The following is a 22208-nucleotide window of genomic DNA, read 5'->3' as shown; positions in this document are numbered from 1 at the left end:
GAGCGCTGGCTCCGCGACAACATCCCGCCTCACCACGGCTGAGCAGTGCTTTCCCGCTGAGCGAAGACCGCCTACCGGTCACCCTCGGTCGGTGTCGATCAATACCTTGGGTATGCGACCGGCACGAATGCGGAACTCCGCGTCCGGCGCTTGACGGCCGCTAGTCCGGGATCGCGGTTACCAGCAAATCCCATCCAGCACTTCCGCCCATCCCGACCCGGGAATTTCTTGCGTTGCCGGGGGGGTGCCTCACCGTTATGTTTCTCCCGTCAACGATGAGCAATTCGTAAGAGCAACATGTGAGCTTTCTAATTCCAGTCACATGGACCTCTTGCAAGGTGTGTGGTTATGCGTGCACAGCCCCACACCGACACCGCGGTGAGCCTGCCGGATCACCTTCAACACTTAGGGAGAACATGAAGGCATTCAGTCGGGTGCTGATCGCAATGATCGCGGCCATCGCGGCGCTGTTCGCGACGACAGGCACCTCACACGCAGGTCTGGACAACGAGTTGAGCCTCGTTGACGGCAAGGACCGCACGCTGACGATTCAGCAGTGGGACACGTTCCTCAACGGTGTGTTCCCGCTGGACCGCAACCGCCTGACCCGTGAGTGGTTCCACTCCGGCAAGGCCAAGTACATGGTCGCCGGCCCCGGTGCCGACGAGTTCGAGGGCACCTTGGAGCTGGGCTACCAGATCGGCTTCCCCTGGTCGCTGGGCGTGGGCATCAACTTCTCCTACACCACCCCCAACATCCTGATCGACGATGGCAACATCACCGCGCCGCCGTTCGGTCTGAACTCGGTCATCACCCCGAACCTGTTCCCGGGTGTGTCGATCAGCGCCGACCTGGGCAATGGCCCCGGCATCCAGGAAGTCGCCACGTTCTCGGTCGACGTGTCCGGTGCCGAGGGTGCCGTCGCGGTGTCCAACGCCCACGGCACCGTGACCGGTGCCGCCGGTGGCGTGCTGCTGCGTCCGTTCGCTCGTCTCATCTCGAGCACCGGCGACAGCGTCACCACCTACGGCGAGCCCTGGAACATGAACTAACTCCTGCACCACCACTAACAAAAGTCACACCCGTGACGATCAAGAGGTAGCGGCGCATCGGCCGGTCTGATCCGGCCGATGCACCCGCTACCCCGATCGCTGTCAACGCAAGGCATACAAGGGAGGTCAACCCAAAAATGAAGGCAATCAGTCGGGTGCTGATCGCGCTGGTCGCGACGTTCGCGGCCCTGTTCGCGAGCACAGGCACCTCACACGCAGGTCTGGACAACGAGTTGAGCCTCGTTGACGGCAAGGACCGCACGCTGACGATCCAGCAGTGGGACACGTTCCTCAACGGTGTGTTCCCGCTGGACCGCAACCGCCTGACCCGTGAGTGGTTCCACTCCGGCAAGGCCAAGTACATGGTCGCCGGCCCCGGCGCCGACGAGTTCGAGGGCACCTTGGAGCTGGGCTACCAGATCGGCTTCCCCTGGTCGCTGGGTGTGGGCATCAACTTCTCCTACACCACCCCCAACATCCTGATCGACGATGGCAACATCACCGCGCCGCCGTTCGGTCTGAACTCGGTCATCACCCCGAACCTGTTCCCGGGTGTGTCGATCAGCGCTGACCTGGGCAATGGCCCCGGCATCCAGGAAGTCGCCACGTTCTCGGTCGACGTGTCCGGTGCCGAGGGTGCCGTCGCGGTGTCCAACGCTCACGGCACCGTGACCGGTGCCGCCGGTGGCGTGCTGCTGCGTCCGTTCGCTCGCCTCATCTCGAGCACCGGCGACAGCGTCACCACCTACGGCGAGCCCTGGAACATGAACTGACCTCTCGCTCAACGTAAACAGCCCCCCGGCTTCGGCCGGGGGGCTGTTTCGTGTGGAAGGAGTCAGGAGCGGTCGGTGTCAGTCCTTGTCGGCGCTGGTCACCTTCGCGGTGTCCGGGCTGGGGCCGGTGCCAGGTCCGGTGACCGTCTCGGCGCTGGTGCCGTCGGCGAGCAGGTTGCGGATCTCGGTCAGCAGGCTCAGTTCGGTGTCCTGGGCCTGCTCCACCTCGCCCTTCTTGCGGAGGCGGTTGTAGGGCACGACGACCAGGAAGTACACGACGGCCGCCACGAGGATGAAGTTGATGGCCGCCGACAGCAGGACGTTCAGATCGATGGTCTGCCCGCCGTAGATCGGGATGCGCAGGATGCCGTAGTCGGCGTCCTTGCCCGCTCCGATGCCGTCGATCAGCGGCTGGACGACGGCCTTGGTGAAGTTCGTGACCAGCGCGGTGAACGCGGTACCGATGACGACTGCGATGGACAGGTCGACGATGTTGCCGCGAGCGAGAAAATCCTTGAAGCCCTTCAACACGAGCTGTTCCTTCCTGAGGTGTGGTTCGGACACGCAACCGTATCGCCGCCCGGCGTGCGACGGCGGTCGTAGGACGTCTCAGCGGAGGGTGAGCGTGACGGCCTGGGACAGCGACGCGCCCGCCACCTCGGTGGCGGTGCGTGCGGGGAGGGCCACCAGGACGACGCGGTGGTCACCGCTGGTGGGCGACGTCGATCGGCCGGACACCATCACCACGACCGCGCCGGAGGCGACGACGCGCGGCACGGCCACCGAGTCGGCGCCGGGTGGCGCGGGGTCCGCGGCGAGCACGTCCACCACGTCGCCGGCACGCAGGAGATCGAGCAGAGCTGCATCGGCGAGGTCGAGTGCGACCACCCGGGAGTCCGGGCCGGACGTGGCCTCGGTGAGGCGTGGGCTCAGCACCCGCACGTCGGTGATCACCTCGCCGCGCCGCGCCGGGCCGGTGAGTGTCATCCCCACCAGTCCGTCGGGATGATCCGCGGCGCCGTCGGGAATCGTTGTCGCCGAATGGGATTCGCGGTGGAGGTCGTCGGCGGTCAGAGCCGTGCCGGGTGCCAGATCGCGAGCCGCCACCACGACGTCGACCCGACCGTCGGCGGGGTCGGGCCGCAGCGCGGAGACACCTGCGAGGACGACGAGCAGCCCGGCGAGGGCGCGGCGAGCGGCTGCGGTTCGGGTCCAGTCCGGCCGTGACTCGAGCAGTCGCGTCCACGGCGTCGGATCGAGCGAATCCCCCATGGGGTCACGCTAGGTCGCGCACCCCGCCGCCGACAGCCGCGGGACGGAGGGCCTGTGGATAACCCTTACTTGGAGCCGGACGAGGCGGGAGTCGAGCTGCTCGACGACGACGAGGACGAGCTGGAGCCCGAGGAACCCGAGCCGGACGACTTCGAGTCGCCGGAGGACTTCGAGTCGGACGAGGACTTCGACTCCGAGCCGCTCGAGCTGCTGCCCGAATCCGCCGACGAGGACGAGGACGACGAACCGGAGTCGCCGTTCTTCGACGACGAGCCACCGCTCGACGTCTTGGACGCGTCGCGGCTGTCGTTGCGGTAGAAGCCGCTGCCCTTGAAGACCACGCCGACCTTGCCGAAGAGCTTGCGCAGCCGTCCCGAGCACTGCGGGCAGGTGGTCAATGCGTCATCCGTGAATGCCTGCACCGCGTCGAAGCGGTTGTCGCACTCGGTGCACGCATAGGAATAGGTCGGCACGTCATCCTCCGAAGGTGGTCGAACTTGTTGGCACTCTACCGTTGTAAGTGCTAAAACCGCCACGCGGGTCGGGCCATTCCCGTCGCGCGACCAGCCGCTCGGGCTAGCCGCCATCCAGCGCGACCACGCCGAGTCCCGGCGTCAGAGCGTGGGTCATGGCGACGTCGTGCGCTTCGCCGGGAATCGCCGCCAGCAGTTCGTCGTCGCGGACGACGGCGACCAGCCGGGCGGCCGGGTCGGCCAGGGGCAGCGAGCGGTCGTAGAACCCGGCGCCACGGCCCAACCGCGTCCCCGCACGGTCGACGGCGAGCGCGGGCACCACGATCACCGCCGCGGTGGCGATCACGCCGGCGTCGAGGGTCGGCGGGGCGGGCTCGCGCAACCCGAAGCGCGCGTCGACCAGTCCGCCGGGGCGGTACACACCCCAGCCGAGGGGCTGTGGAATCCCGCCCGTCTCGCGCGCGATCGGCAGCAGGACCCGCGCGCCCATGCGGGTCAGGCCGTCAAGCGCCTCGAGCGAACCCGGCTCGGAGCCGACCGGAACGTACGCGCAGACGACGTCGCCGGCGGACACCGTGGCCAGCAGCGACCGGGCGAGTGCCGCGGCCTCCTGCTGGCGGCGCCGGGCGGGGACGGCCCGTCGTGCGCGCAGGATCGACTCGCGCAGCTCCGCCTTGGTCGGTCCCTCACCCGTCACCCGTCCCAGTGTCCACCGGCGCAGCCCGGACCAACCCAGGGAGTCGCGAGGTCACGGGCGGCACCAGACGTTATGGTGTCTCCGATGACGACACAGGCCAGCGTGCCGATCCCGCGCACCGCAGTCGTTCCCGCGGCAGGGCTGGGGACGCGATTCCTCCCCGCGACCAAGACGGTGCCCAAGGAGTTGCTGCCCGTCGTGGACACCCCGGGCATCGAACTCGTCGCCGCCGAGGCCGCCGAGGCCGGTGGCCAACGGCTCATCATCGTGACGTCCGAGGGCAAGGACGGCGTCGTCGCGCACTTCGTCGAGGACCTCATCCTCGAGGGCACGCTCGAGGCCCGCGGCAAGCACGCCATGCTCGCCAAGGTCCGGCGGGCGCCGGGGCTGCTGAAGGTCGAGTCGGTGGTGCAGTCCGAGCCGCTCGGACTCGGGCACGCCGTCGGCTGCGTCGAGGAGAAGCTCGACGACGACGAGGACGCCATCGCCGTGCTGCTCCCCGACGACCTGGTGCTTCCCACCGGTGTCCTCGAGGTCATGTCGAAGGTGCGCGCCAAGCGTGGTGGCTCGGTGCTGTGTGCGATCGAGGTGACGCCCGAGGAGGTCAGCTCGTACGGCGTGTTCGACGTCGAGGTGGTCCCCGACGCCGCGAACCCCAACGTGCTGAAGGTCCTCGGCATGGTCGAGAAGCCGAAGGCCGAGGACGCCCCGTCGCTCTTCGCCGCGGCGGGCCGCTATGTGCTGGACCGCAAGATCTTCGACGCGCTGCGGCGCGTCCAGAAGGGCGTCGGCGGCGAGATCCAGCTGACGGATGCGATCGCGCTGCTGATCGAGGAGGGCCATCCCGTGCACGTGGTCGTGCACCGCGGATCTCGACACGACCTGGGAAATCCCGGCGGCTACCTCAAGGCTGCGGTTGACTTTGCTTTGGAACGCGACGATTACGGCCCGCCACTGCGGCGCTGGTTGGTCGAGCGATTGGGCCTGGACGAGCGCTGAAGTAACGGAGCGCACGGCGGGCCTCGAGACAGAAAGGCGCACTTTGCGTTCGGTTGAGGAGCAGCAGGCCAGGGTGGCTGCCGCTGCGGTGGCACCCCGACCGGTGCGAGTGGCCATCGCCGAGGCACAGGGTCTGATGTGCGCGGAGGAGGTCGTCACCGAGCGACCGCTCCCGGGTTTCGACCAGGCGGCGATCGACGGATACGCGGTACGCAGCGTCGACGTCCTCGGTGCCGAACCGATCGGCGACGCGGGCGACGAGCGCGGCTCCGGGTCGGTCGAGGAGATCAGTCTGCCCGTCATGGGCGTCATCGAGGCGGGTGCGCGGACGCCGAGCCGGTTGCAGCCCCGTCAGGCGGCCCGGGTTCAGACGGGTGCGCCCATGCCGACGCTGGCCGACGCGGTGTTGCCGCTGCGCTGGACCGACGGCGGCGACTCGCGGGTGCGGGTCCTGCGCAGCGTCCGCTCGGGCGCCTACGTCCGGCGGACCGGTGACGACGTGCAGCCCGGCGACGTGGCGGTCCGCTCGGGAACGATCATCGGGGCGGCGCAGGTCGGGTTGCTCGCCGCGGTGGGACGCGAACGGGTGCTGGTGCATCCGCGTCCGCGACTGTCGGTCATGTGCGTCGGCGGCGAACTCGTCGACATCTCCCGAACGCCGGGCAACGGACAGGTCTACGACGTCAACTCCTACGCACTAGCCGCGGCCGGCCGTGATGCGGGTGCCGAGGTCAATCGCGTCGGCATCGTCGACACCGAGTCCAAGACGCTGCGCGACGTCGTAGAGGGCCAGATCAACCGCGCCGAGGTCGTGGTGATCGCCGGCGCGGTGGGCGGCGTGGCGGCCGAGAGCGTGCGCGCGGTGCTGGCGGACATGGGTGAGGTCGAAGTCGCGCGCATCGCGATGCACCCGGGGTCGGTCCAGGGGTTCGGTCAGCTGGGCCGCGACGGCGTCCCGGTCTTCCTGCTGCCCGCCAACCCGGTGAGCGCGTTGGTCGTGTTCGAGGTGATGGTGCGTCCGTTGATCCGGATGTCGCTGGGTAAGCGGCAGCCGCTGCGCCGCGTGGTGCAGGCGCGGACGCTGTCGCCGATCACGTCGGTGGCGGGGCGCAAGGGTTATCTGCGCGGTCAGCTGATGCGTGACAATGACACAGGCGAGTACCTGGTGCAGGCGCTCGGCGGCGCGCCCGGCTCGTCGTCGCATCTGCTGGCGACGCTGGCGGAGGCGAACTGTCTGGTGATCATCCCCAGCGAGGCCGAGGAGGTCCGCACCGGAGAGGTCGTCGAGGTCGCCTTCCTGGCGCAGCGCGGCTGATCGGTCCGGGGGCGCGTGAACATGTTCCGCTCGAGTTCGATGCACCCGGGGTGGCCACTGTCGACGGGGCCCATCCGGGTGCCCGCGGGCGTGGTCCGGCTGCGGCCGATCCGGCTGCGCGACGGTGGCACGTGGAGCCGGATCCGCCTCGCCGATCGCGCGCACCTCGAGCCGTGGGAGCCGGTCGCCGAGGTCAATTGGGAACTGCGGCACTCGGTTACGTCGTGGCCGTCGATCTGTTCGGGGCTGCGGTCCGAGGCGCGCAAGGGCCGCATGCTGCCCTACGCCATCGAACTCGATGGCGAGTTCTGCGGCCAGCTCACCATCGGGAACGTCACGCACGGGGCGTTGCGCTCGGCGTGGATCGGGTACTGGGTGGCCCGCGAGTTCACCGGCGGGGGAGTGGCGACCGCGGCGCTCGCGATGGGTTTGGACCACGGGTTCGGCAAGGTGATGCTGCACCGCATCGAGGCCACCGTCCGTCCGGAGAACGCGCCGAGCCGCCGCGTGCTGGCCAAGGCCGGCTTCCGGGAGGAGGGGCTGCTGAAGCGCTATCTGGAGGTCGACGGGGCGTGGCGCGACCACCTGCTGGTGGCGCTGACGGTCGAGGAGATCGAGACGTCGGCGACGTCGGCGCTGGTGCGGTCCGGGCGAGCGAACTGGGCATGAGCTTGTTGCAGTTGTGACATCTGTGACGAATGTGCTTGGTGAAAGCGAATTACAGGTGTGTAATTGTCCTCGGCGCGTCACCCCTCGATGCGCTGGTCAGCAGACCTAGCCTGTAGGGGAAAGGAGCCGGCGTCATGCCAAGCATCCCCCAATCCCTCCTGTGGATCTCCCTCGTCGTGCTGTGGTTGTTCGTGCTCGTGCCGATGCTGATCAGCAAGCGAGACGCGGTGCGTCGCACCAGCGACGTCGCCCTCGCCACGCGCGTGCTGAACACCGGACGCGGAGCACGACTGCGGCGACGCGGACCGGCCGCGGGCCACTACAGCGATCCCGACTGGCGGCCCAGCGCCGAGGATCTGGACGACGAGTTCGACGGTGACGACACGGCCACCGCGCCGCGCAAGGCCGTCGTGCTGGCCGCAGCCACGGTGTCGAACGAGCCGGACTACCTCGACGTCGACGTCGTCGAGATGGATTCCGGCGCACTGCCCGTCGGCAGCGTCGCCCAGCCCCGCACGGTGGATCCGCAACTGCCGCTCGAGTTCGACGCCTCGGACCGCGACTCCTCGGACCGCGACGCTCACTCCGCGGGGCCCAGCACGCAGGCCATCCGGACCTTCGCCGACGCCGACTTCACCGAGGACGCCCCGGTCCGGGCCGAGGAGCCCGCCGCGGTCGACGAGCCGGAGGTCGAGGAGACGCGGGTCGACGAGCCCGCCGCGCCCGTCGCCGATGAGGTCGACGACGAGTCCGACGACGGCACCGATCACGACTACGAGTACGTCGACGACTCCTCGGGCATCGAGGCGCCGTCGGAGAACGAGCCGAAGCTGTCGGACTCCATGTCGCAGGCCCGCCGGCAGCGGTACGAGACGAAGACCTCCCTCGCCGTGCGGGAGCGCAAGTTCGCGTTCCGCAAGCGCATGCTCGTCGCCATGGGCGCCGCCCTGCTGGTGTCCGCCGTCGCCGCCTACCTGCTGACACCTGGCCTGTGGTGGGTGTGCGGCACCATCGGCGTCGTCACCGTGCTGTACCTCGGCTACCTGCGGCGCCAGACGCGCATCGAGGAGCAGCTGCGGCGGCGCCGTGCGCGTCGGGTGGCGCGGTCGCGGCTCGGGGTGGAGAACACCGACGACCCGGAGTACGACGTGGTGCCGTCGCGGCTGAAGCGTCCCGGCGCGGTCGTGCTGGACATCGACGACGAGGACCCGATCTTCGAGCACCTCGACTACGCCTCGCTGGCCCGCAACTACGACCTGCCGCGGGCGGCCGGTCAGTGAGTGGCCTGCGGTTTTCTCGTCGCGTCGGGTGACTGATAACCTGTACCGGCACTAGGGGCTATGGCGCAGTTGGTAGCGCGACTCGTTCGCATCGAGTAGGTCGGGAGTTCGATTCTCCCTAGCTCCACCACGGTTTTTGGGACGGCACCGCGCTGCGGTGCGTCAACGAATGATGACGGCGCACAGCGCGGTCATGCAGTTTCCGCCGGTCTCGTGACCGCGCGCGAACCCCCCGCCGCTTCGTGCCGCCGGCGTCTTCTCCACCCGACGTGATCCGTCCCCGGGTTCTGCGACGTCGTCGACGTGGGCCGTACTTTGCCTGGCGTCATGGGCGAGAAGCGGCGCTTCGCCGCGTACCGCCAGTTCGCGAGGGGTGGACACATCCCGCGGCACGGGTAATATTCGGCAATGCTCGTTCGCTGGATGCGTGGCCCGCTCGTCGACGACTCGCGTCGCCGCCTCGGCCTGGCCGCGACGGCCCTGCTCGTGGCCGCGATGCCGCTCGCCGTCCTGGGCGACGTCCCTGCTGCATCTGCCGAGGACTGCCCCGACGCCGAGGTGATCTTTGCGCGCGGAACCGACGAGCCCGACGGCATGGGCGCGGTCGGGGATGCACTCGTCGACTCGCTGCGTCGGCAGGCAGGCTCGTTGACCGTCAGGACCTACGCGGTGGACTACAGCGCGGGCAAACTGCAGCTGGATGGGCGCGGCGGCGCCAAGGACATGGTCTCGCGGGTGGAGTCCACGGCCTCCTCCTGCCCCGCCACCAAGATCGTCCTGGGTGGCTATTCCCAGGGCGCCACCGTGATCGACCTCGTGGCCGGGGTGCCCGTCGGTGGCGTCCCGTTGGGTCTGGGCAAGTCCCTGCCCGCGGAGTACGCGGACAACGTCGCAGCAGTGGTCACGTTCGGCAACGTGATCGGCCGCGGCGGCGAATCCGTCGCGACGCGCAGCTCACTGCTCGGCTCCAAGGCCATGGACCTGTGCAACCCCGGTGATCCGATCTGTCATGCGGGCCCCGGCAATTCGTGGAGCGGACACACCGACGGTTACGTTCCCGGATACACCGACCGGGCAGCGACGTTCGTCGCGTCAAGACTTCCCGGCGGGTACGAGGACGCCCATCCCGGGTACGGGCCGCAGACGGGGTACGGCGGCGTGCTGCCCGGCTCCCCACTGGAGGTCGACCCGTCGACGCAGCGCAGCCAGCACATGCCGCCCGGATGGGTCTCGGACACTCAGGCGTCGGATGCGCACGGTTCGGCGTCCCCGGACTCGGGCGCGTACTGACGGCTGCGAGCGGCGCCCGCGCCATTTCATGCCCCAAGACGCACGTGTGTCGGGGCACGTCGACCGCTAGGTTGGTCGACAACTGATCGCGTTCGCGACTGAAAGGGTGGCAATGCTTCTCGGAGGAATCGTGGCCAAGGCCGCCGGCACGGTGGTGACGGGCGTCGTCGGCGTCGCCGCCTACGAGGCGTTGCGCAAGGTGTACGCCAAGGCCCCGGTTCGCGAGGCCGCCGTGTCGACCACCGCGCTGGCACTCAAGGGCGTCCGCAAGGCCGAGGTGGGTGCGGAGTCCGCCCGCCTGACCGTCGCCGACGTCGTCGCCGAGGCCCGTGAGCGCATCGGTGAAGAGGTTGCGCCGCCCGTCGTCGGAGAAGCCCCGCACGACCACGATCACTGACGTCGTGCAGGATCTGACCGTCCTGTCCGACGCCGCCGGGCGAACCCGCATCCGGGTGCCTTGGCTCCGCTCCGACACGCTCCGCGCCGTCGCGATCGAGAACGCCGTCGACCTGGTCGCGGGTGTCCGCACCGTGCACGCCTACCCGCGGACCGGGTCGGTGGTCGTCTGGTATTCGCCGCGGGGCTGCGACACCGCGGCGCTGCTCGAGGCGATCGACGCGTCCCGCCACGTGGTCCCCACCGGCACGGCGCTGACGCCGCGGTCGGCGGACATCCGCAACGCCGACGTGCTGCGCATCGTCGTGGGTGGCGCCGCGCTCGCGCTGCTGGGCTTCCGTCGCTACGGCCTGCAGCGGCCGCCGCTGCTCGGTCCCACCTCGCGCCTGTTCGCGACCGGCGCGACGATCGTCACGGGCTATCCGTTCCTGCGCGGGGCGTTGCGGTCCCTGCGCGGCGGCAAGTCGGCGGGCACCGATCTCCTGGTGTCGGCGGCCACCATCGCGAGCCTGGTGCTGCGCGAGAACGTCGTCGCGCTCACCGTGCTGTGGCTGCTGAACATCGGCGGGTACCTGCAGGACCTGACGCTCCGGCGCACCCGGCGCGCGATCGCGAACCTGTTGCAGGGCAACCAGGACAGCGCGTGGACGCAGCTGCCCGACGGCACCGAGGTCCAGGTGTCGCTGGACAGCGTCGGCGTGGGCGATCGCGTGGTCGTCCACGAGCAGGTCGCGATCCCGGTGGACGGCACCGTCACCGAGGGCGAGGCCATCGTGGACCAGTCGGCGATCACCGGCGAGACGCTGCCGGTCACCGTCGTCGCGGGCCGATGGGTGCACGCCGGATCGGTCGTGGTCCGCGGTCGCCTGGTGGTCGAGGCCGCCGCGGTGGGACGCGACACCGCGATCGGGCGCATCATCACCAGGGTCGAGGAGGCTCAGCACCACCGGGCGCCGATCCAGACGGTGGGCGAGAACTTCTCCCGGCGCTTCGTCCCGCTGTCGTTCCTCGTCTCTGCGCTGACGCTGGTGGTCACGGGTGACGTGCGCCGGGCGATGACCATGCTGCTCGTCGCGTGCCCGTGTGCGGTCGGACTGTCGACCCCGACGGCGATCAGCGCGGCCATCGGCAATGGTGCGCGCCGCGGCATACTCATCAAGGGTGGCGCACACCTCGAGGAGGCGGGTCGCCTCGACGCGGTCGTCTTCGACAAGACCGGCACGCTGACGCGCGGGCGGCCGGTGGTGACGAACGTCGTGAGCTTCCACGACGACTGGCCGCCCGAGCGGGTGCTCGCCTACGCGGCGTCGTCGGAGATCCACTCGCGACATCCTCTGGCGGAGGCCGTGATCCGGTCCACCGAGGAGCGTCACATCACGATCCCGCCGCACGAGGAGTGCGAGGTGCTCGTCGGCCTGGGCATGCGGACGCGAGCCGACGGACAGACGCTCCTGCTGGGCAGCCCGGCGCTCCTGGCCAAGGAGAGCGTGCAGGTGCACGACGACGCGTCACGGTGGGTGGTCAAGTTGCGCGGCGAGGCCGAGACGCCGCTGCTGCTGGCCGTCGACGGCGGGCTGGTGGGACTGATCAGCCTGCGCGACGAGGTCCGCCCCGAGGCGCTGCCGGTGCTGCAGGCATTGCGCGCCAACGGCGTTCGACGCATCGTGATGCTCACCGGCGACCATCCGCAGACGGCGCGAGCGGTGGCCGACGAGCTGGGCATCACCGAGTGGCGGGCCGAGGTGCTGCCCGAGGAGAAGCTCGAGGTGGTGCACGCGCTCCGCGAGGCGGGTTACGTCGTGGCGATGGTCGGCGACGGCATCAACGACGCCCCGGCGCTGGCCGCGGCGGACATCGGCATCGCGATGGGGCTGGGCGGCACCGACGTCGCGGTGGAGACCGCCGACGTCGCGCTGGCCGGGGACGACCTGCGCCGGCTGCTCGACGTGCGGGCGCTCGGCGGCCGGGCCGTCGAGGTGATCCGCCAGAACTATGCGATGGCGATCGCCGTCAACGCCTTCGGCCTGCTGCTCGGCGCTGGCGGTGCACTGTCACCGGTACTGGCCGCAATCCTGCACAACGCGTCGTCGGTTGCGGTGGTGACCAACAGTTCTCGACTGATCCGCCACCAGCTGGACCACCGGCCCGCCGAGAAGGACTGATCCGCGGCAGGCCGCGTCAACTACGGACGACGGCCGGCAGGGTCAGGGTGAACCTCGCGCCCGGCCGGTGCGCGTCGCACACCAGGTCGCCGCCGTGCGCACGCGCCAGCGCCCGGGCGATCGACAGTCCGAGGCCGGCGCCCCCGCGGTCCCGTGAGCGTGCGTCGTCGAGCCGCACCAACCGGTCGAAGATCCGCTCGCGCTGATCGTCGGGTACCCCGGTCCCGCTGTCGGTGACCGTCACTCGCGCCCACGGCCCCGCACGGCGGACGTCGAACACGATCGTGCCGCCGGCCGGGGTGTGCCTGCGCGCGTTGTCGGCGAGGTTGGCCAGGATCTGGGCGATCCGGACCGCGTCGACGGCGACCGGCACCGCGGCGTCGCCGGTGCGGGTGACGGTGAGCGACGGGGCGAGGAAGGCGCAACGCTGACGTTCGGCGTCGGCGAGCGCGACCAGATCGCCGGGCCGGACGTCCATGTGCAGCCCGGCGTCGATCCGTCCGAGGTCGAGCATGTCGGACACCAGCCGGCCCGCCCGGCGCGCCTCGGTGAGCACCAGGTCGGCGCGGTGGCGCTGCGCGTCGGCGTCGGGGTCGTCGACGTGCTGGATCGCCGATGCGGCGATCTGCTCGGCGCCCGCCTGGATGCCCGCGATCGGCGTGCGCAGTTCGTGTGCGGCGTCGGCCAGGAAGCGGCGGGTGGACGCGTCGGCCTGCTCGGCCACCTCGGCCGCGTGCCGGGCGCGACGCTCGGAGTCCTCGAGCGCGTCGAGCATGGTGTCGAATGCCGTTGCAGCCCGGCCGAGTTCGGTGCCGGGGCGATCAGGACGGACGCGTCGGCCCCGGTTGCCCGACGCGATCGACTCGGCGACGGCGCTGAGCCGGTCGAGCGGCCGCATGGCGGTACGCACCAGCAGCGCCAACCCTGCGGCGGCGACGAGCAGGACGGCGACCGAGGACACCACCACGATCACTCGCAACTGGCTCAGCAGCGCCGTCGTGGCGGTGGTGTCCGCGACGAGGAGCAGTCGCCCACCGTCGGGCAGCCGGTGCTCGACGCTCGTGGCGGTCGCGTCGGGCGGTGCCGGCGGGCGCGGCGGACGGGAACCGGGCGGCCCGTTGGTGGGCCGGCCGGGCGCCTGGTCCGGCGGCCCGGGCGGCGGTCCCGGCGGCCGCGGTGGACGCGGTCCGTCGGGGAGGTCGGTGGGCACGGTGAGGTCGCCGAACGTGGTTCCGCCCGGCGTGATCAGTCGCGCCCGGATGCCGCCGCCACCGATCTCGGCGAGCAGCTGCGACGGCGCCGTCCCGGCGAGGACGAGGGCGTCGGCGCGGGACACCGTGGCCTGCAACCGATCGTTGAGGTCGCGGCGGGCCTGCGATCCGACGACCGTGTCGATCGTGACGCCGAGCAGCACCAGCAGCAGCGTCAACAGGCCGAGCGTGACGAGCACGACGCGCAGCCGCAGGGAGGGCGTGGACGTCGGCGGGGAATCGTTCACGCGGCGACGGCCTGTAGCCGATAGCCGATGCCCCGCACGGTGTGGACGATGCGCGGCCCGTGCGCCTCGAGCTTGCGGCGCAGGCTGCTGATGTGGACGTGGACGAGGTTGTCGTCGTAGGCGGCGTAGCCCCACACGCTGGTCAGGATCTGCGCCGCGCTGACGATCCGTCCGCGCTGGTCGACGAGGAACTCGAGCACCTTGAGTTCGGTCGCGGTCAGCGACAGCGGTCGGCCCGCCCGGGTGGCGACGCCCGCGGACCGGTCTAGGAGGAGGTCGCCGATCTGAACGGTGGTCGCGACGCTGCCGCGCCGCCGCAGCACCGCCCCCACGCGGGACAGCAACTCCGACATCTCGAACGGCTTGACCACGTAGTCGTCGGCGCCACCGTCGAGCCCGCGCAGGCGGTCGGGGAGGCCGTCGCGCGCGGTGAGCATCACGATGCCGACGTCACCCCAGTCGCGCACCACGTCGATCAGCTCGAAGCCGGTGCGGCCGGGGATCATCACGTCCAGCACCACGGCGTCGGGTCGGAACCCGTCGAGCAGGCCCTCCAGATCGTTGCCGTCGACGGCTCCGGCCGCGACGTGGCCGGCGTGCTGCAGTGCCTCGACCACCATCTCGCGGATGGCGTCCGAGTCCTCGACCACCAGCACGCGCGACGCGCCGCCGGGTCCGCCGCTGGGAGATGCCATGGCTTCATTGTGGTGGTAGCCACCTGAACCCCACCTGAAGATGTCGCCGAACGCGGTCGTCTTCAGGTTGGCTTCACCGTGCGCTCATAGCGTCGGGAACGTCGAACACGACCAGCGATCACCGACCCACCAGGAGTGGCCATGAGCAACGAAGAACGCGCACAACACGATCCGGACGATTCCCTCAATCACCCCACCGAGCCGATCGGCGACGGAAACCACGACGAGCCCGTCGTCGCCGAGGAGCGGGTCGTCACGGAGGAGAAGCCGGACCGGTGGGCGGCCGGCCGCGAGAAGGTCCGGAGTCACCCGGTCGGCACGGCGGTCGGCGCCGCGGTGATCGGCCTGTTCGTCGGGCTGCTCGGCGGGGTCGCGGTGAACTCGCACCCGGTGATGTCGTTCAGCATCGGCACCGCGGCCAACACCGAAGCCGGTCCCGGCGGCCCCGCGGGTCCCGGCCACCGCCACGGCCCGGAGGACGGGCCGCTGGCCCCGCCGCCGGGACCCGACGGCGGTCCCCGCGGTGGACACGACGGACCGCCGCCGCCTCCGGGCGCGGGCCCGGACGGTGAGCGCGGACCCGGTGGACCGGGTGGACCCGGTGGGCACGGCGGACCGGGTGGCGAGCGTGGGCCCGGTGGACCGGGTGGCGAGCGGGGACCGGGTGGCCCGGGTGGGCCCGGGCAGGGTCCGGAACGGCAGGGCCCCGACGGCGGCCCCGGCGGCCAGCAGCGAGGCCAGGCGCCGGGACCGGAACAGGACCGTGGACCGGGCCGCGACGGCGGCGAGGCGCCTCGTCCGCCCGCGGACGCGCCGCAGGCACCCGCTCAACCCCGCGACGGTGAACGGAGCGAACAGCCGCAGCAGCAGCAACCGCCGTTGCCCGCCGAGCGACCCACGTCGCCCACCGCGTGAGTGTTCGTCGGTGCACCGTCACGAGCGACGGTGCACCGGCGGCTCAGTCGGCGCGGAACGCGAGCACGGCGACGTCGTCGTCCGGCTCGAGTTTCGGGATCATGGTCGCGAGGTCCGAGACGAGGTCCCGGGCGCTCTCGCCCGCATGCTCCAGCGCGAAGTCGGCCAACCGCTCCTGGTCGAAGGGATCGTCACCGCGGCGGGCCTCGGTGATCCCGTCGGTGTAGAACAGCAGCGTCTGACCGGGGCGCAGATGCACCTCGCAGGAGTCGAATCGCGCGTTGGGCGTCGCGCCGATCAGCATGCCGCCCTTGGACCGGATCGGCTCGACCGTGCCCTCGACGGGATCGAGCAGTAGCGCCGGCGGATGGCCGCCGGTGGCGATGGTGATGTGGAAGCCGTTGCCGGGACCCAGCGGTGTCACCGTGCCGAAGAGCACCGTGCAGAAGCGCCGCGGGTCCGAGTCGCGCAGCAGGATCAGGTTCAGCTCGGTCAACACGTCGATCGGGTCGGTGTGGTGCAGGGCCGCCGAGCGCAGCGAGTACCGGATGAGCGACGTGACCGACGCCGCGCCGGTGCCGTGGCCCTCGACGTCGCCGACGAAGAACGCCCACTGACCGCCGCCGAGTCCGAAGACGTCGTAGAAGTCGCCGCCGACCTGACGCGGTGACGCCGGGTGGTAGTGCGCGGACAGCTCCATGCCGTCGATCTCGGGGAGTGACGGTGGGAGCAGCGTGCGCTGCAGGACGCTCGCCCACTCCTCGGTGGCATCGCGTTCCTGTTCGGCGATGTCGCGGTCGCGGCGGGCGTCGTTGCGGTCCTGCCGGGCGTCGTCGAGGTCGGATTGCACGTCGTTGCGCGCGTATTCGGCCGCGTCGCGGAGTCGGCGCTCGTTACGCAGTGCGTCGATGGACGACAGTCGCAGCTCGAGCTGCTCCATCACGACGGCGGCGAAGTCCTCGAGGACGCCGGCGTGCTCGTCCGGCGCGGGCCGGGGGGAGTGGTCCATCACGGCCACCGCGCCCAGGCGGTAACCGTCGAAGTTGACGATCGGCGCGCACTGATAGAACTCGATCCGGTGGTCCTCCACGAACTTGCCGACGGCCGCGGTGGCCTCGGCGTGGACGTCGTGGACGATGTAGGGCCCGTCGTGGATCACGGCCGACGCGCACAGCCCGTCGGCGTGCGGAACGTAGGACAGTTGGGTGTCGAATCCGTGCAGTGCGGCGAACCAGATGCGGTCGCGGTCGACGATCGAGACCATGGCCATCGGGGCGTCGAAGAAGCGGGCGGCCAGCGCGGCGATCCGTTCGAAGACCCGGTCCGGTGGCGTGTCGACGATGCGGTAGCGCTCGACGGCCTTGATCCGGGCGGCTTCGTACTGCGCGTCGGGCGTGCTGTGATCGGAAATGTTGAGCGCGGCTTCTCTTCGGATGTCGGCGGCCACCGGGATGTGTCGGCGTGTGCCATCGTAGCCGCTCGACCAGCGGGGTGACCGGTTCGCCGAGGTGTACGTCACCGACTCGCGAGCGGCGCCCGCGCGGCCCGGTCGGGACGGATCGTGCACGCTCCGCGTTCGCTGCGCCTTACGCTTGGCGGCGTGGACGTGCGCGTCAGGAACAACGTCAAGATCGTCGGCACCGAGGGGGGCCCCACCGTTCTATTGGCGCACGGGTTCGGCTGCGACCAGAACCTGTGGCGCCCCGTGGCGGATCGCCTCGGATCGGACTTCCGCATCGTGCTGTTCGACCACGTCGGAGCGGGTGCATCGGACCCGCGGGCGTGGGATGCGGAGAAGTACTCGTCGCTGGCCGGCTACGCCGCCGACGTCGTTGACATCGTGCGCGAGCTCGACCTGCACGACGTGGTCTACGTCGGGCACTCGGTGGCGTCGATCATCGGGGCACTGGCCGCCATCGAGGAGCCGACGCGGTTCGCGAAGCTGGTCATGCTCACCCCGTCGCCGCGCTACATCGACGACGGCGACTACCGCGGCGGCTTCTCGCGGGCGGACATCGACGAGTTGCTGGAGTCGATGGAACTGAACTACCTAGGCTGGTCGCACACGATGGCGGGGGTCATCATGGGCACCCCCGACCGCCCGGAACTCTCCGACCGCCTCGAGCGCGCGTTCTGCAGCACCGACCCCGAGCGCGCGCGCGTGTTCGCCCGCACCACGTTCCTGTCCGACAACCGCGACGACCTCGCGCGGATCCCGGTGCCCACCCTGATCGTGGAGTGCAGGCAGGATGCGATCGCACCCCGCGCGGTCGGCGCGTTCGTGCACGATCGGGTGCCGGACAGCCGGTTGGTCACGCTCGATGCGATCGGGCACTGCCCGCACATGAGCGCACCGGACCAGACCGCGCAGGCGATCGCCGACTTCGCCCGCCCCGCGTGACCGGATCGGACGTCGACTGCGACGTCGAGGACCACTGGGACAACGCGCCGTGCGGTCACGTGATCGCCCACGTCGACGGCACGATCGTCCTGGCCAACTCGACGATGGCGCGCTGGCTCGGCTTCGACCGCGAGGATCTGAGCGGCAAGTCGATCCTCGACCTCCTCACCCCGGGCGGCCGCATCCACTACGAGACCCACTTCGGGCCGCTGCTGCTCGTCAACGGCGAACTCAACGGCGTCACGGTCGATCTGGTGGCGGCCGACGGGACACGCCTGCCGATGTTCCTGACCGGCAACGTGAAGGAGGGCCGCGACGGCGGTCCCGATCTGATCCGCGTCACCGCACTCGACGCCGCCGACCGGCGCGCGTACGAGCGCGAACTGCTCGAACAACGCCGGCGGGTCGAGGCGGAGCGCGACCGGGTCAAGGAGTTCGCGGAGACGCTGCGCAAATCCCTTCTGCCGCCCGTTCTTTCGCCGCCGGAGGGTCTGCTGGCGGCCGACTACTACTACGCCGCATCGGCCGAAGAGGTCGGCGGCGACTTCTATGACATGTTCCCGCTGTCGCAGTCGACGTGGGGGTTCTTCCTCGGCGACGTGGCGGGGAAGGGCGTCGACGCCGCGGTCGTCACCGGGTTGATCCGCTACGTCCTGCGTTCGGCGGCGGTGTCAGAGGGCGAACCGATCCGGGTCCTGGAGAACCTGAACATGGTGCTGGGCCAGGAGGTCGGCATCGGCAGCCGCCGGCTGTGCACGCTGGTCTACGGCAACCTGATCCGCCGCGGCGCCGGGTTCGACGTCGAGTTGGCCGGCGGCGGGCACCCGCCCCCGCTGATCCTCGGCGCGGACGGTGACGCCCGCTACGTCGACACCTCGGGTGGGTACGCCGTCGGCATCACCGCCCGGCCGCGGTTCGTGTCGACGCGCTTCCACCTCGGCGCGGGCGACACCCTGGTGCTGTACACCGACGGCCTCACCGAGGCCAGCACCGGCCGCGGCCGCGAGCGCTTCGACGACGAGGGTGCGCTGATGCGCTTCGCCCGGGAGCAGGCGCCCACCGATCCGGCAGGGATCGTGGGAGCGGTGCACCGGCTGCTCGACGAGCTGGGCGACGGGGTGCAGGACGATGCCGCCGTGCTGGCGTTCGGCGTGCCCGCCCGCGTGCGTCCCGCGACGTGACCGTCAGCCGATGAGCCAGCGGCACACGACCGGGTTCTGATTGCACGCGGCGTTGATGTCGGGCAGCGCGCCCGAGCACGGCATGCCGTTGTCGTGGACACACCCCGGCGCCATCGGGGGACACGGCGTCCCGTCGGGCCGGACGCATGCCTGCACGGGCTCGGCGTACGCCGGCGCCACGGTGGTGAACGACATGGCCAGAGCAACCGTGGCTGCGCCGTACAGAAGTCTGCTCAATCTCATCGAATGCTGCCTCTCTCGGCGACCACGTCGTCGCCGCCCCCTGACCGGGGCCCCCGCCCAGCAAAGTCTGCTCGGCTGTGGATGAAGCTACTCGGACGGTCCGACATGTGGCACGGAATCGACGAGGAAGGTCGACGGCGCGGGTGGCGGCCTAACCGGCGACGAGCCGCAGCGGGAGCCGCTCGTGGCGCCGGATGACGTTGTTCATCGCCCAGGTGGGCGGGCCCGTCACCTCGATGCGGTCGACGCGGTGCAGTAGCGCGGTCAGCATCGCGGTGGTCTCCAGACGTGCCAGGCCCTGGCCCGCGCAGGCGTGGGCGCCGTTGCCGAAGCCGAGGTGGCGGCCGGCGTCGCGTCGGATGTCGAAGACGTCCGGTGCGTCCCACTCGAGTTCGTCGCGGTTGGCCGAGGCGTAGAGCACCAGGACGCGCGCGCCCGCCGGCAGCGTGGCGCCACCGATCTCCGTGTCGCGGGCCACCCGCCGCCCGAAGGCCCGCAGCGGTGACTCGTAGCGGATCACCTCGTTGATGGCGTTGGGGATCAGCGACGGATCGTCCCGGAGCATCTGCCACTGGTCCGGATGCGTGCCGAACAGGTACAGCGCGGTGGAGATCGCGCTGATCGTGGTGTCGAGCGACGGCGCGATGTAGTCCACCATCAGCGCGGGCAGTTCGTCGTGCGACAGCGTGCCGGCGTCGGCGGCGCACAGCAGTTCGTGCGCCATGCTGCCGTCGAGCACCGTGCGGTCGCGGATCACGCGGCGGGCGAACCTCAGCATCGCGACGGTGCCGGGCACCGCCCCGACGGCCTGGCGGTTCAGCGGCCCGAGGACGTCGAACGTCGCACCGCCCCAGTCGATCAGGTGTTCGCGGCCGTCACGTGGCCAACCGACGAGATCGGGCACGATCGCCGACGGCAGTGCCGTGGCGAGGTCGGCGACGCCGTCGACCGTCCCGCGCCGGACGGCGGCGTCGACGATCGCGGCGGCCTGCTCGTCGACGGTCTCGCCGATCGACCGCAGGGCTCTCGGCAGCAGGCGGTGCGCCAACAGCTTTCGGCGCGCAGTGTGTTCGGCGCCGTCGCTGGCGAGCGTCGTGCCGCGCGACATCCGATTGCTGATCGGGTTGAGCGCGACGCCGCCCGTCGAGACGAACGACTCGTCGTCCCGCAGTGTCTGCTTGCACTGGGCGTAGCGGGGGAGCGCGTGGATGCGGTGTCTGGACAACCACACGACGGGCCCGAGCCGGCGCAGGCGGGCGTAGTGCGGGTAGGGGTCGAGGATCGCGTCGGGGGAGTAGACGTCCGTGCGATCCGTGGGAATCGCGGTGCGGGTCTTGCTCATCAGGTACTCCTGGTGGTCGTGGGCACTCGGTGGCCTGCGAGGTCGCCGCACACGGCGTCCACGTCGCGGCCGGCGCTCAGGACGGCCCGGTCCGGCCGGACGAGTGCGGCGCGGGCCCGCCCGTGACGGAGCCACGCTGCGAGTTCACCGCCGGGGGCGGCCACGTGGACCCGGGCGCCGTGGCGTGTCACGCGTTCCCGTTGGGCGCTCGTCAACGGTTCGGTGGTGACCACCGCGAAGCCCGTGCCCAGGACGTCGTCGAGGCGGACGCCACCGTCGACGATCGGGTTCGGACAGAGCCGCCCGCCGAGTGTGGATCCGGCTGGCCGCCGACGCACCAGGCTCGACCGGTGCAGGGCGGGCGTCGTGGAGTCGAGGACCCTGGCGCCGAACCCGGGCAGCCGGTGCAGCCGTGGGACCACGATCCGGCGGGCGAGGTCGCCGAGCGTCCCGCCCGACGTCATCGCCCGACCGACGTTGAGAGCCAACCGGATCATGCTGCGCGCGTGTGGCATCCGCTCCCGCTCGTAGGTGTCGAGCACCGACGACGGCAGGTCCCCCGAGAGGACCCCGGCGAGCTTCCACGCCAGGTTCATCGCGTCGCGCAGGCCCGCGCCCAGACCCTGCCCGATGAACGGCGGGGTGAGGTGGGCGGCGTCGCCGAGGAGGAAGACGCCGCCGAGCCGCCAGCGGTCGGCCAGCTGCGCGCGGAACGTGTACTCGGTGACCCGCAGCAGATCGAGGTCGTGGTCCGCGACGCGGGCGGTCCACGGCGCGATGAGCGGACGCAGCGTCTCGATCCTGTCGAAGTCAGCCGCCGACTCATCGGGGAGCAGACGGAACTCCCACCGGTAGCGGCGGTCGCCGATCCGCATGTACGTGCCCGCGCGGTGTGGGTCGCACAGCTGGTGCACGCCCTCCCACTGGCCGAGGTCGGCGCCGGACTCGACGTCGGCGACGAGCCAGCGCTGCTCGAAGTTCATGGCGCGCATGGTCGATCCGATGGAACTGCGCACCACGCTGTTGGCGCCGTCGCACCCGAGGACGTAGTCCGCGGTGAGCGTGATCCGACGGCCGTCGCCGACGTCGGCCGTGATGCGGACGGGCTTGCCGGGGGCGGCAGCGACGCCGGTCACCTCGACGCCGCCCAGCAGCCGCACCTCCGGATGGTGGACGAGGTTGTCGCGCAGCAGCGTCTCGAACTCCGGTTGGTCGAACATGTTGGCCCGGGGGAAGCCGTTGCCGCTCGGGCGCGGATCACGCCGGAACTCGGCCAGCACGTCGAACCTGCCGTCGATCAGCCGCAGCCCGAGCGCGGGCCGCGAGATGGCCGCGAACGCGTCGGTGAGTCCGAGGCGGGCCACGATGCGCAGCACCTCGTCGTCCATGTGCACGGCGCGGGGCTGGCGGTAGACGCCGGGCCACCGGTCCAGCACCAAGCTCTCGACGCCGTACTGGGCGAGCAGGGTGGCGACGGTGATGCCGGTCGGGCCCGCGCCGATGACGACGACCGGCACGTGCCGACCGTCGAGGTCGTTGTCTCGCATGGTCTTCG

At 70.8% G+C, this 22208-nt stretch carries 22 protein-coding genes and 1 tRNA gene; 13 read left to right on the top strand and 10 right to left on the bottom strand.

The window, feature by feature from the left end:
- Window positions 1-416 precede the first annotated feature (416 nt).
- Together mspA (AC1MEY_RS17010) and mspA (AC1MEY_RS17005) are read left to right on the top strand one after the other, a co-directional pair.
- Window positions 417-1052, top strand: a complete 636-nt coding sequence (gene mspA, locus AC1MEY_RS17010) for a porin MspA (protein WP_480226631.1) — start codon at window positions 417-419, stop codon at window positions 1050-1052.
- Between the two features lie 137 nt (window positions 1053-1189).
- Entirely contained in the window at window positions 1190-1825 is a 636-nt protein-coding gene (gene mspA, locus AC1MEY_RS17005) for a porin MspA (RefSeq protein ID WP_480226630.1), read from the top strand.
- Window positions 1826-1903: 78 nt separating this feature from the next.
- Here the strand turns inward: mspA (AC1MEY_RS17005) and mscL are convergent, their stop codons facing one another.
- The 4 genes from mscL to AC1MEY_RS16985 all read right to left on the bottom strand — a co-directional run bounded on the left by mscL (window position 1904) and on the right by AC1MEY_RS16985 (window position 4267).
- Complete coding sequence (gene mscL, locus AC1MEY_RS17000) at window positions 1904-2356, bottom strand: large-conductance mechanosensitive channel protein MscL (protein ID WP_480226629.1); 453 nt, start codon at window positions 2354-2356, stop codon at window positions 1904-1906.
- 78 nt (window positions 2357-2434) lie between these two features.
- Window positions 2435-3097 carry an SAF domain-containing protein gene (locus AC1MEY_RS16995; RefSeq protein ID WP_480226628.1) on the bottom strand — a complete coding sequence of 221 codons (663 nt, stop codon included), beginning with the start codon at window positions 3095-3097 and terminating at the stop codon, window positions 2435-2437.
- 65 nt (window positions 3098-3162) lie between these two features.
- Entirely contained in the window at window positions 3163-3570 is a 408-nt protein-coding gene (locus tag AC1MEY_RS16990) for an FmdB family zinc ribbon protein (protein WP_480226627.1), read from the bottom strand.
- Window positions 3571-3673: 103 nt separating this feature from the next.
- Window positions 3674-4267 (bottom strand): 5-formyltetrahydrofolate cyclo-ligase, encoded by a 594-nt coding sequence (locus tag AC1MEY_RS16985; RefSeq protein WP_480226626.1) that lies wholly within the window; start codon window positions 4265-4267, stop codon window positions 3674-3676.
- An 84-nt stretch (window positions 4268-4351) separates the two neighbouring features.
- Between AC1MEY_RS16985 and AC1MEY_RS16980 the strand changes: the two genes are divergently transcribed.
- The 8 genes from AC1MEY_RS16980 (at window position 4352) to AC1MEY_RS16945 (ending at window position 12378) form a co-directional block, all read left to right on the top strand.
- Complete coding sequence (locus tag AC1MEY_RS16980; protein WP_480226625.1) at window positions 4352-5266, top strand: UTP--glucose-1-phosphate uridylyltransferase; 915 nt, start codon at window positions 4352-4354, stop codon at window positions 5264-5266.
- 43 nt (window positions 5267-5309) lie between these two features.
- Entirely contained in the window at window positions 5310-6581 is a 1272-nt protein-coding gene (gene glp, locus AC1MEY_RS16975) for a molybdotransferase-like divisome protein Glp (protein ID WP_480226624.1), read from the top strand.
- A 21-nt stretch (window positions 6582-6602) separates the two neighbouring features.
- Complete coding sequence (locus AC1MEY_RS16970) at window positions 6603-7250, top strand: GNAT family N-acetyltransferase (RefSeq protein ID WP_480226623.1); 648 nt, start codon at window positions 6603-6605, stop codon at window positions 7248-7250.
- Between the two features lie 134 nt (window positions 7251-7384).
- Complete coding sequence (sepX, locus tag AC1MEY_RS16965; RefSeq protein WP_480226622.1) at window positions 7385-8530, top strand: divisome protein SepX/GlpR; 1146 nt, start codon at window positions 7385-7387, stop codon at window positions 8528-8530.
- 54 nt (window positions 8531-8584) lie between these two features.
- A tRNA-Ala gene (locus AC1MEY_RS16960) sits at window positions 8585-8660 on the top strand.
- A 293-nt stretch (window positions 8661-8953) separates the two neighbouring features.
- The gene (locus AC1MEY_RS16955) at window positions 8954-9820 is read left to right on the top strand and encodes a cutinase family protein (RefSeq protein WP_480231527.1); all 867 of its coding nucleotides are present in this window, start codon (window positions 8954-8956) and stop codon (window positions 9818-9820) included.
- A gap of 112 nt (window positions 9821-9932) precedes the next feature.
- Window positions 9933-10217 (top strand): DUF1490 family protein, encoded by a 285-nt coding sequence (locus tag AC1MEY_RS16950; protein ID WP_480226621.1) that lies wholly within the window; start codon window positions 9933-9935, stop codon window positions 10215-10217.
- 4 nt (window positions 10218-10221) lie between these two features.
- A complete protein-coding gene (locus AC1MEY_RS16945) occupies window positions 10222-12378 on the top strand; it encodes a heavy metal translocating P-type ATPase (protein ID WP_480226620.1) in 2157 nt (718 codons plus the stop codon).
- Window positions 12379-12394: 16 nt separating this feature from the next.
- On the opposite strand, the gene AC1MEY_RS16940 is transcribed toward AC1MEY_RS16945, so the two are convergent.
- Both AC1MEY_RS16940 and AC1MEY_RS16935 read right to left on the bottom strand, forming a co-directional pair.
- Window positions 12395-13876, bottom strand: coding sequence for a sensor histidine kinase (locus AC1MEY_RS16940; RefSeq protein WP_480226619.1), 1482 nt, complete (start codon window positions 13874-13876; stop codon window positions 12395-12397).
- Window positions 13873-14571, bottom strand: a complete 699-nt coding sequence (locus AC1MEY_RS16935) for a response regulator transcription factor (RefSeq protein ID WP_480226618.1) — start codon at window positions 14569-14571, stop codon at window positions 13873-13875. The genes AC1MEY_RS16940 and AC1MEY_RS16935 overlap by 4 nt, the downstream gene beginning before the upstream one ends.
- Before the next feature lie 141 nt (window positions 14572-14712).
- Between AC1MEY_RS16935 and AC1MEY_RS16930 the strand changes: the two genes are divergently transcribed.
- Complete coding sequence (locus AC1MEY_RS16930) at window positions 14713-15486, top strand: hypothetical protein (RefSeq protein WP_480226617.1); 774 nt, start codon at window positions 14713-14715, stop codon at window positions 15484-15486.
- Between the two features lie 43 nt (window positions 15487-15529).
- Here the strand turns inward: AC1MEY_RS16930 and AC1MEY_RS16925 are convergent, their stop codons facing one another.
- Window positions 15530-16933: a PP2C family protein-serine/threonine phosphatase gene (locus AC1MEY_RS16925; protein WP_480226616.1), complete on the bottom strand. Its 1404-nt coding sequence runs from the start codon at window positions 16931-16933 to the stop codon at window positions 15530-15532.
- Window positions 16934-17086: 153 nt separating this feature from the next.
- On the opposite strand from AC1MEY_RS16925, the gene AC1MEY_RS16920 reads away from it, so the two are divergent.
- Together AC1MEY_RS16920 and AC1MEY_RS16915 are read left to right on the top strand one after the other, a co-directional pair.
- Window positions 17087-17887: an alpha/beta fold hydrolase gene (locus tag AC1MEY_RS16920; protein WP_480226615.1), complete on the top strand. Its 801-nt coding sequence runs from the start codon at window positions 17087-17089 to the stop codon at window positions 17885-17887.
- Window positions 17884-19068 carry a PP2C family protein-serine/threonine phosphatase gene (locus AC1MEY_RS16915; protein WP_480226614.1) on the top strand — a complete coding sequence of 395 codons (1185 nt, stop codon included), beginning with the start codon at window positions 17884-17886 and terminating at the stop codon, window positions 19066-19068. Before AC1MEY_RS16920 ends, AC1MEY_RS16915 begins: the two co-directional genes overlap by 4 nt.
- 3 nt (window positions 19069-19071) lie before the next feature.
- On the opposite strand, the gene AC1MEY_RS16910 is transcribed toward AC1MEY_RS16915, so the two are convergent.
- The 3 genes from AC1MEY_RS16910 to mhpA form a co-directional block, all read right to left on the bottom strand.
- Window positions 19072-19305: a hypothetical protein gene (locus AC1MEY_RS16910; protein ID WP_480226613.1), complete on the bottom strand. Its 234-nt coding sequence runs from the start codon at window positions 19303-19305 to the stop codon at window positions 19072-19074.
- A gap of 157 nt (window positions 19306-19462) precedes the next feature.
- Entirely contained in the window at window positions 19463-20653 is a 1191-nt protein-coding gene (locus AC1MEY_RS16905; RefSeq protein WP_480226612.1) for a cytochrome P450, read from the bottom strand.
- A complete protein-coding gene (mhpA, locus tag AC1MEY_RS16900) occupies window positions 20653-22200 on the bottom strand; it encodes a bifunctional 3-(3-hydroxy-phenyl)propionate/3-hydroxycinnamic acid hydroxylase MhpA (RefSeq protein ID WP_480226611.1) in 1548 nt (515 codons plus the stop codon). The genes AC1MEY_RS16905 and mhpA overlap by 1 nt, the downstream gene beginning before the upstream one ends.
- Window positions 22201-22208 lie beyond the last annotated feature (8 nt).

The organism is Mycobacterium sp. PTI7 (assembly GCF_056679845.1).
Note: the sequence above shows the minus strand (reverse complement) of the source record. Positions and strands in the feature narration are given on the sequence as shown.

Coding starts and splice junctions, on each gene's coding strand:
- mspA (WP_480226631.1), top strand. CDS start 417: ATGAAGGCATTCAGTCGGGTGCTGATCGCAATGATCGCGGCCATCGCG.
- mspA (WP_480226630.1), top strand. CDS start 1,190: ATGAAGGCAATCAGTCGGGTGCTGATCGCGCTGGTCGCGACGTTCGCG.
- AC1MEY_RS16995 (WP_480226628.1), bottom strand. CDS start 3,097: ATGGGGGATTCGCTCGATCCGACGCCGTGGACGCGACTGCTCGAGTCA.
- AC1MEY_RS16980 (WP_480226625.1), top strand. CDS start 4,352: ATGACGACACAGGCCAGCGTGCCGATCCCGCGCACCGCAGTCGTTCCC.
- AC1MEY_RS16970 (WP_480226623.1), top strand. CDS start 6,603: ATGTTCCGCTCGAGTTCGATGCACCCGGGGTGGCCACTGTCGACGGGG.
- sepX (WP_480226622.1), top strand. CDS start 7,385: ATGCCAAGCATCCCCCAATCCCTCCTGTGGATCTCCCTCGTCGTGCTG.
- AC1MEY_RS16955 (WP_480231527.1), top strand. CDS start 8,954: ATGCGTGGCCCGCTCGTCGACGACTCGCGTCGCCGCCTCGGCCTGGCC.
- AC1MEY_RS16950 (WP_480226621.1), top strand. CDS start 9,933: ATGCTTCTCGGAGGAATCGTGGCCAAGGCCGCCGGCACGGTGGTGACG.
- AC1MEY_RS16935 (WP_480226618.1), bottom strand. CDS start 14,571: ATGGCATCTCCCAGCGGCGGACCCGGCGGCGCGTCGCGCGTGCTGGTG.
- AC1MEY_RS16930 (WP_480226617.1), top strand. CDS start 14,713: ATGAGCAACGAAGAACGCGCACAACACGATCCGGACGATTCCCTCAAT.
- AC1MEY_RS16905 (WP_480226612.1), bottom strand. CDS start 20,653: ATGAGCAAGACCCGCACCGCGATTCCCACGGATCGCACGGACGTCTAC.
- mhpA (WP_480226611.1), bottom strand. CDS start 22,200: ATGCGAGACAACGACCTCGACGGTCGGCACGTGCCGGTCGTCGTCATC.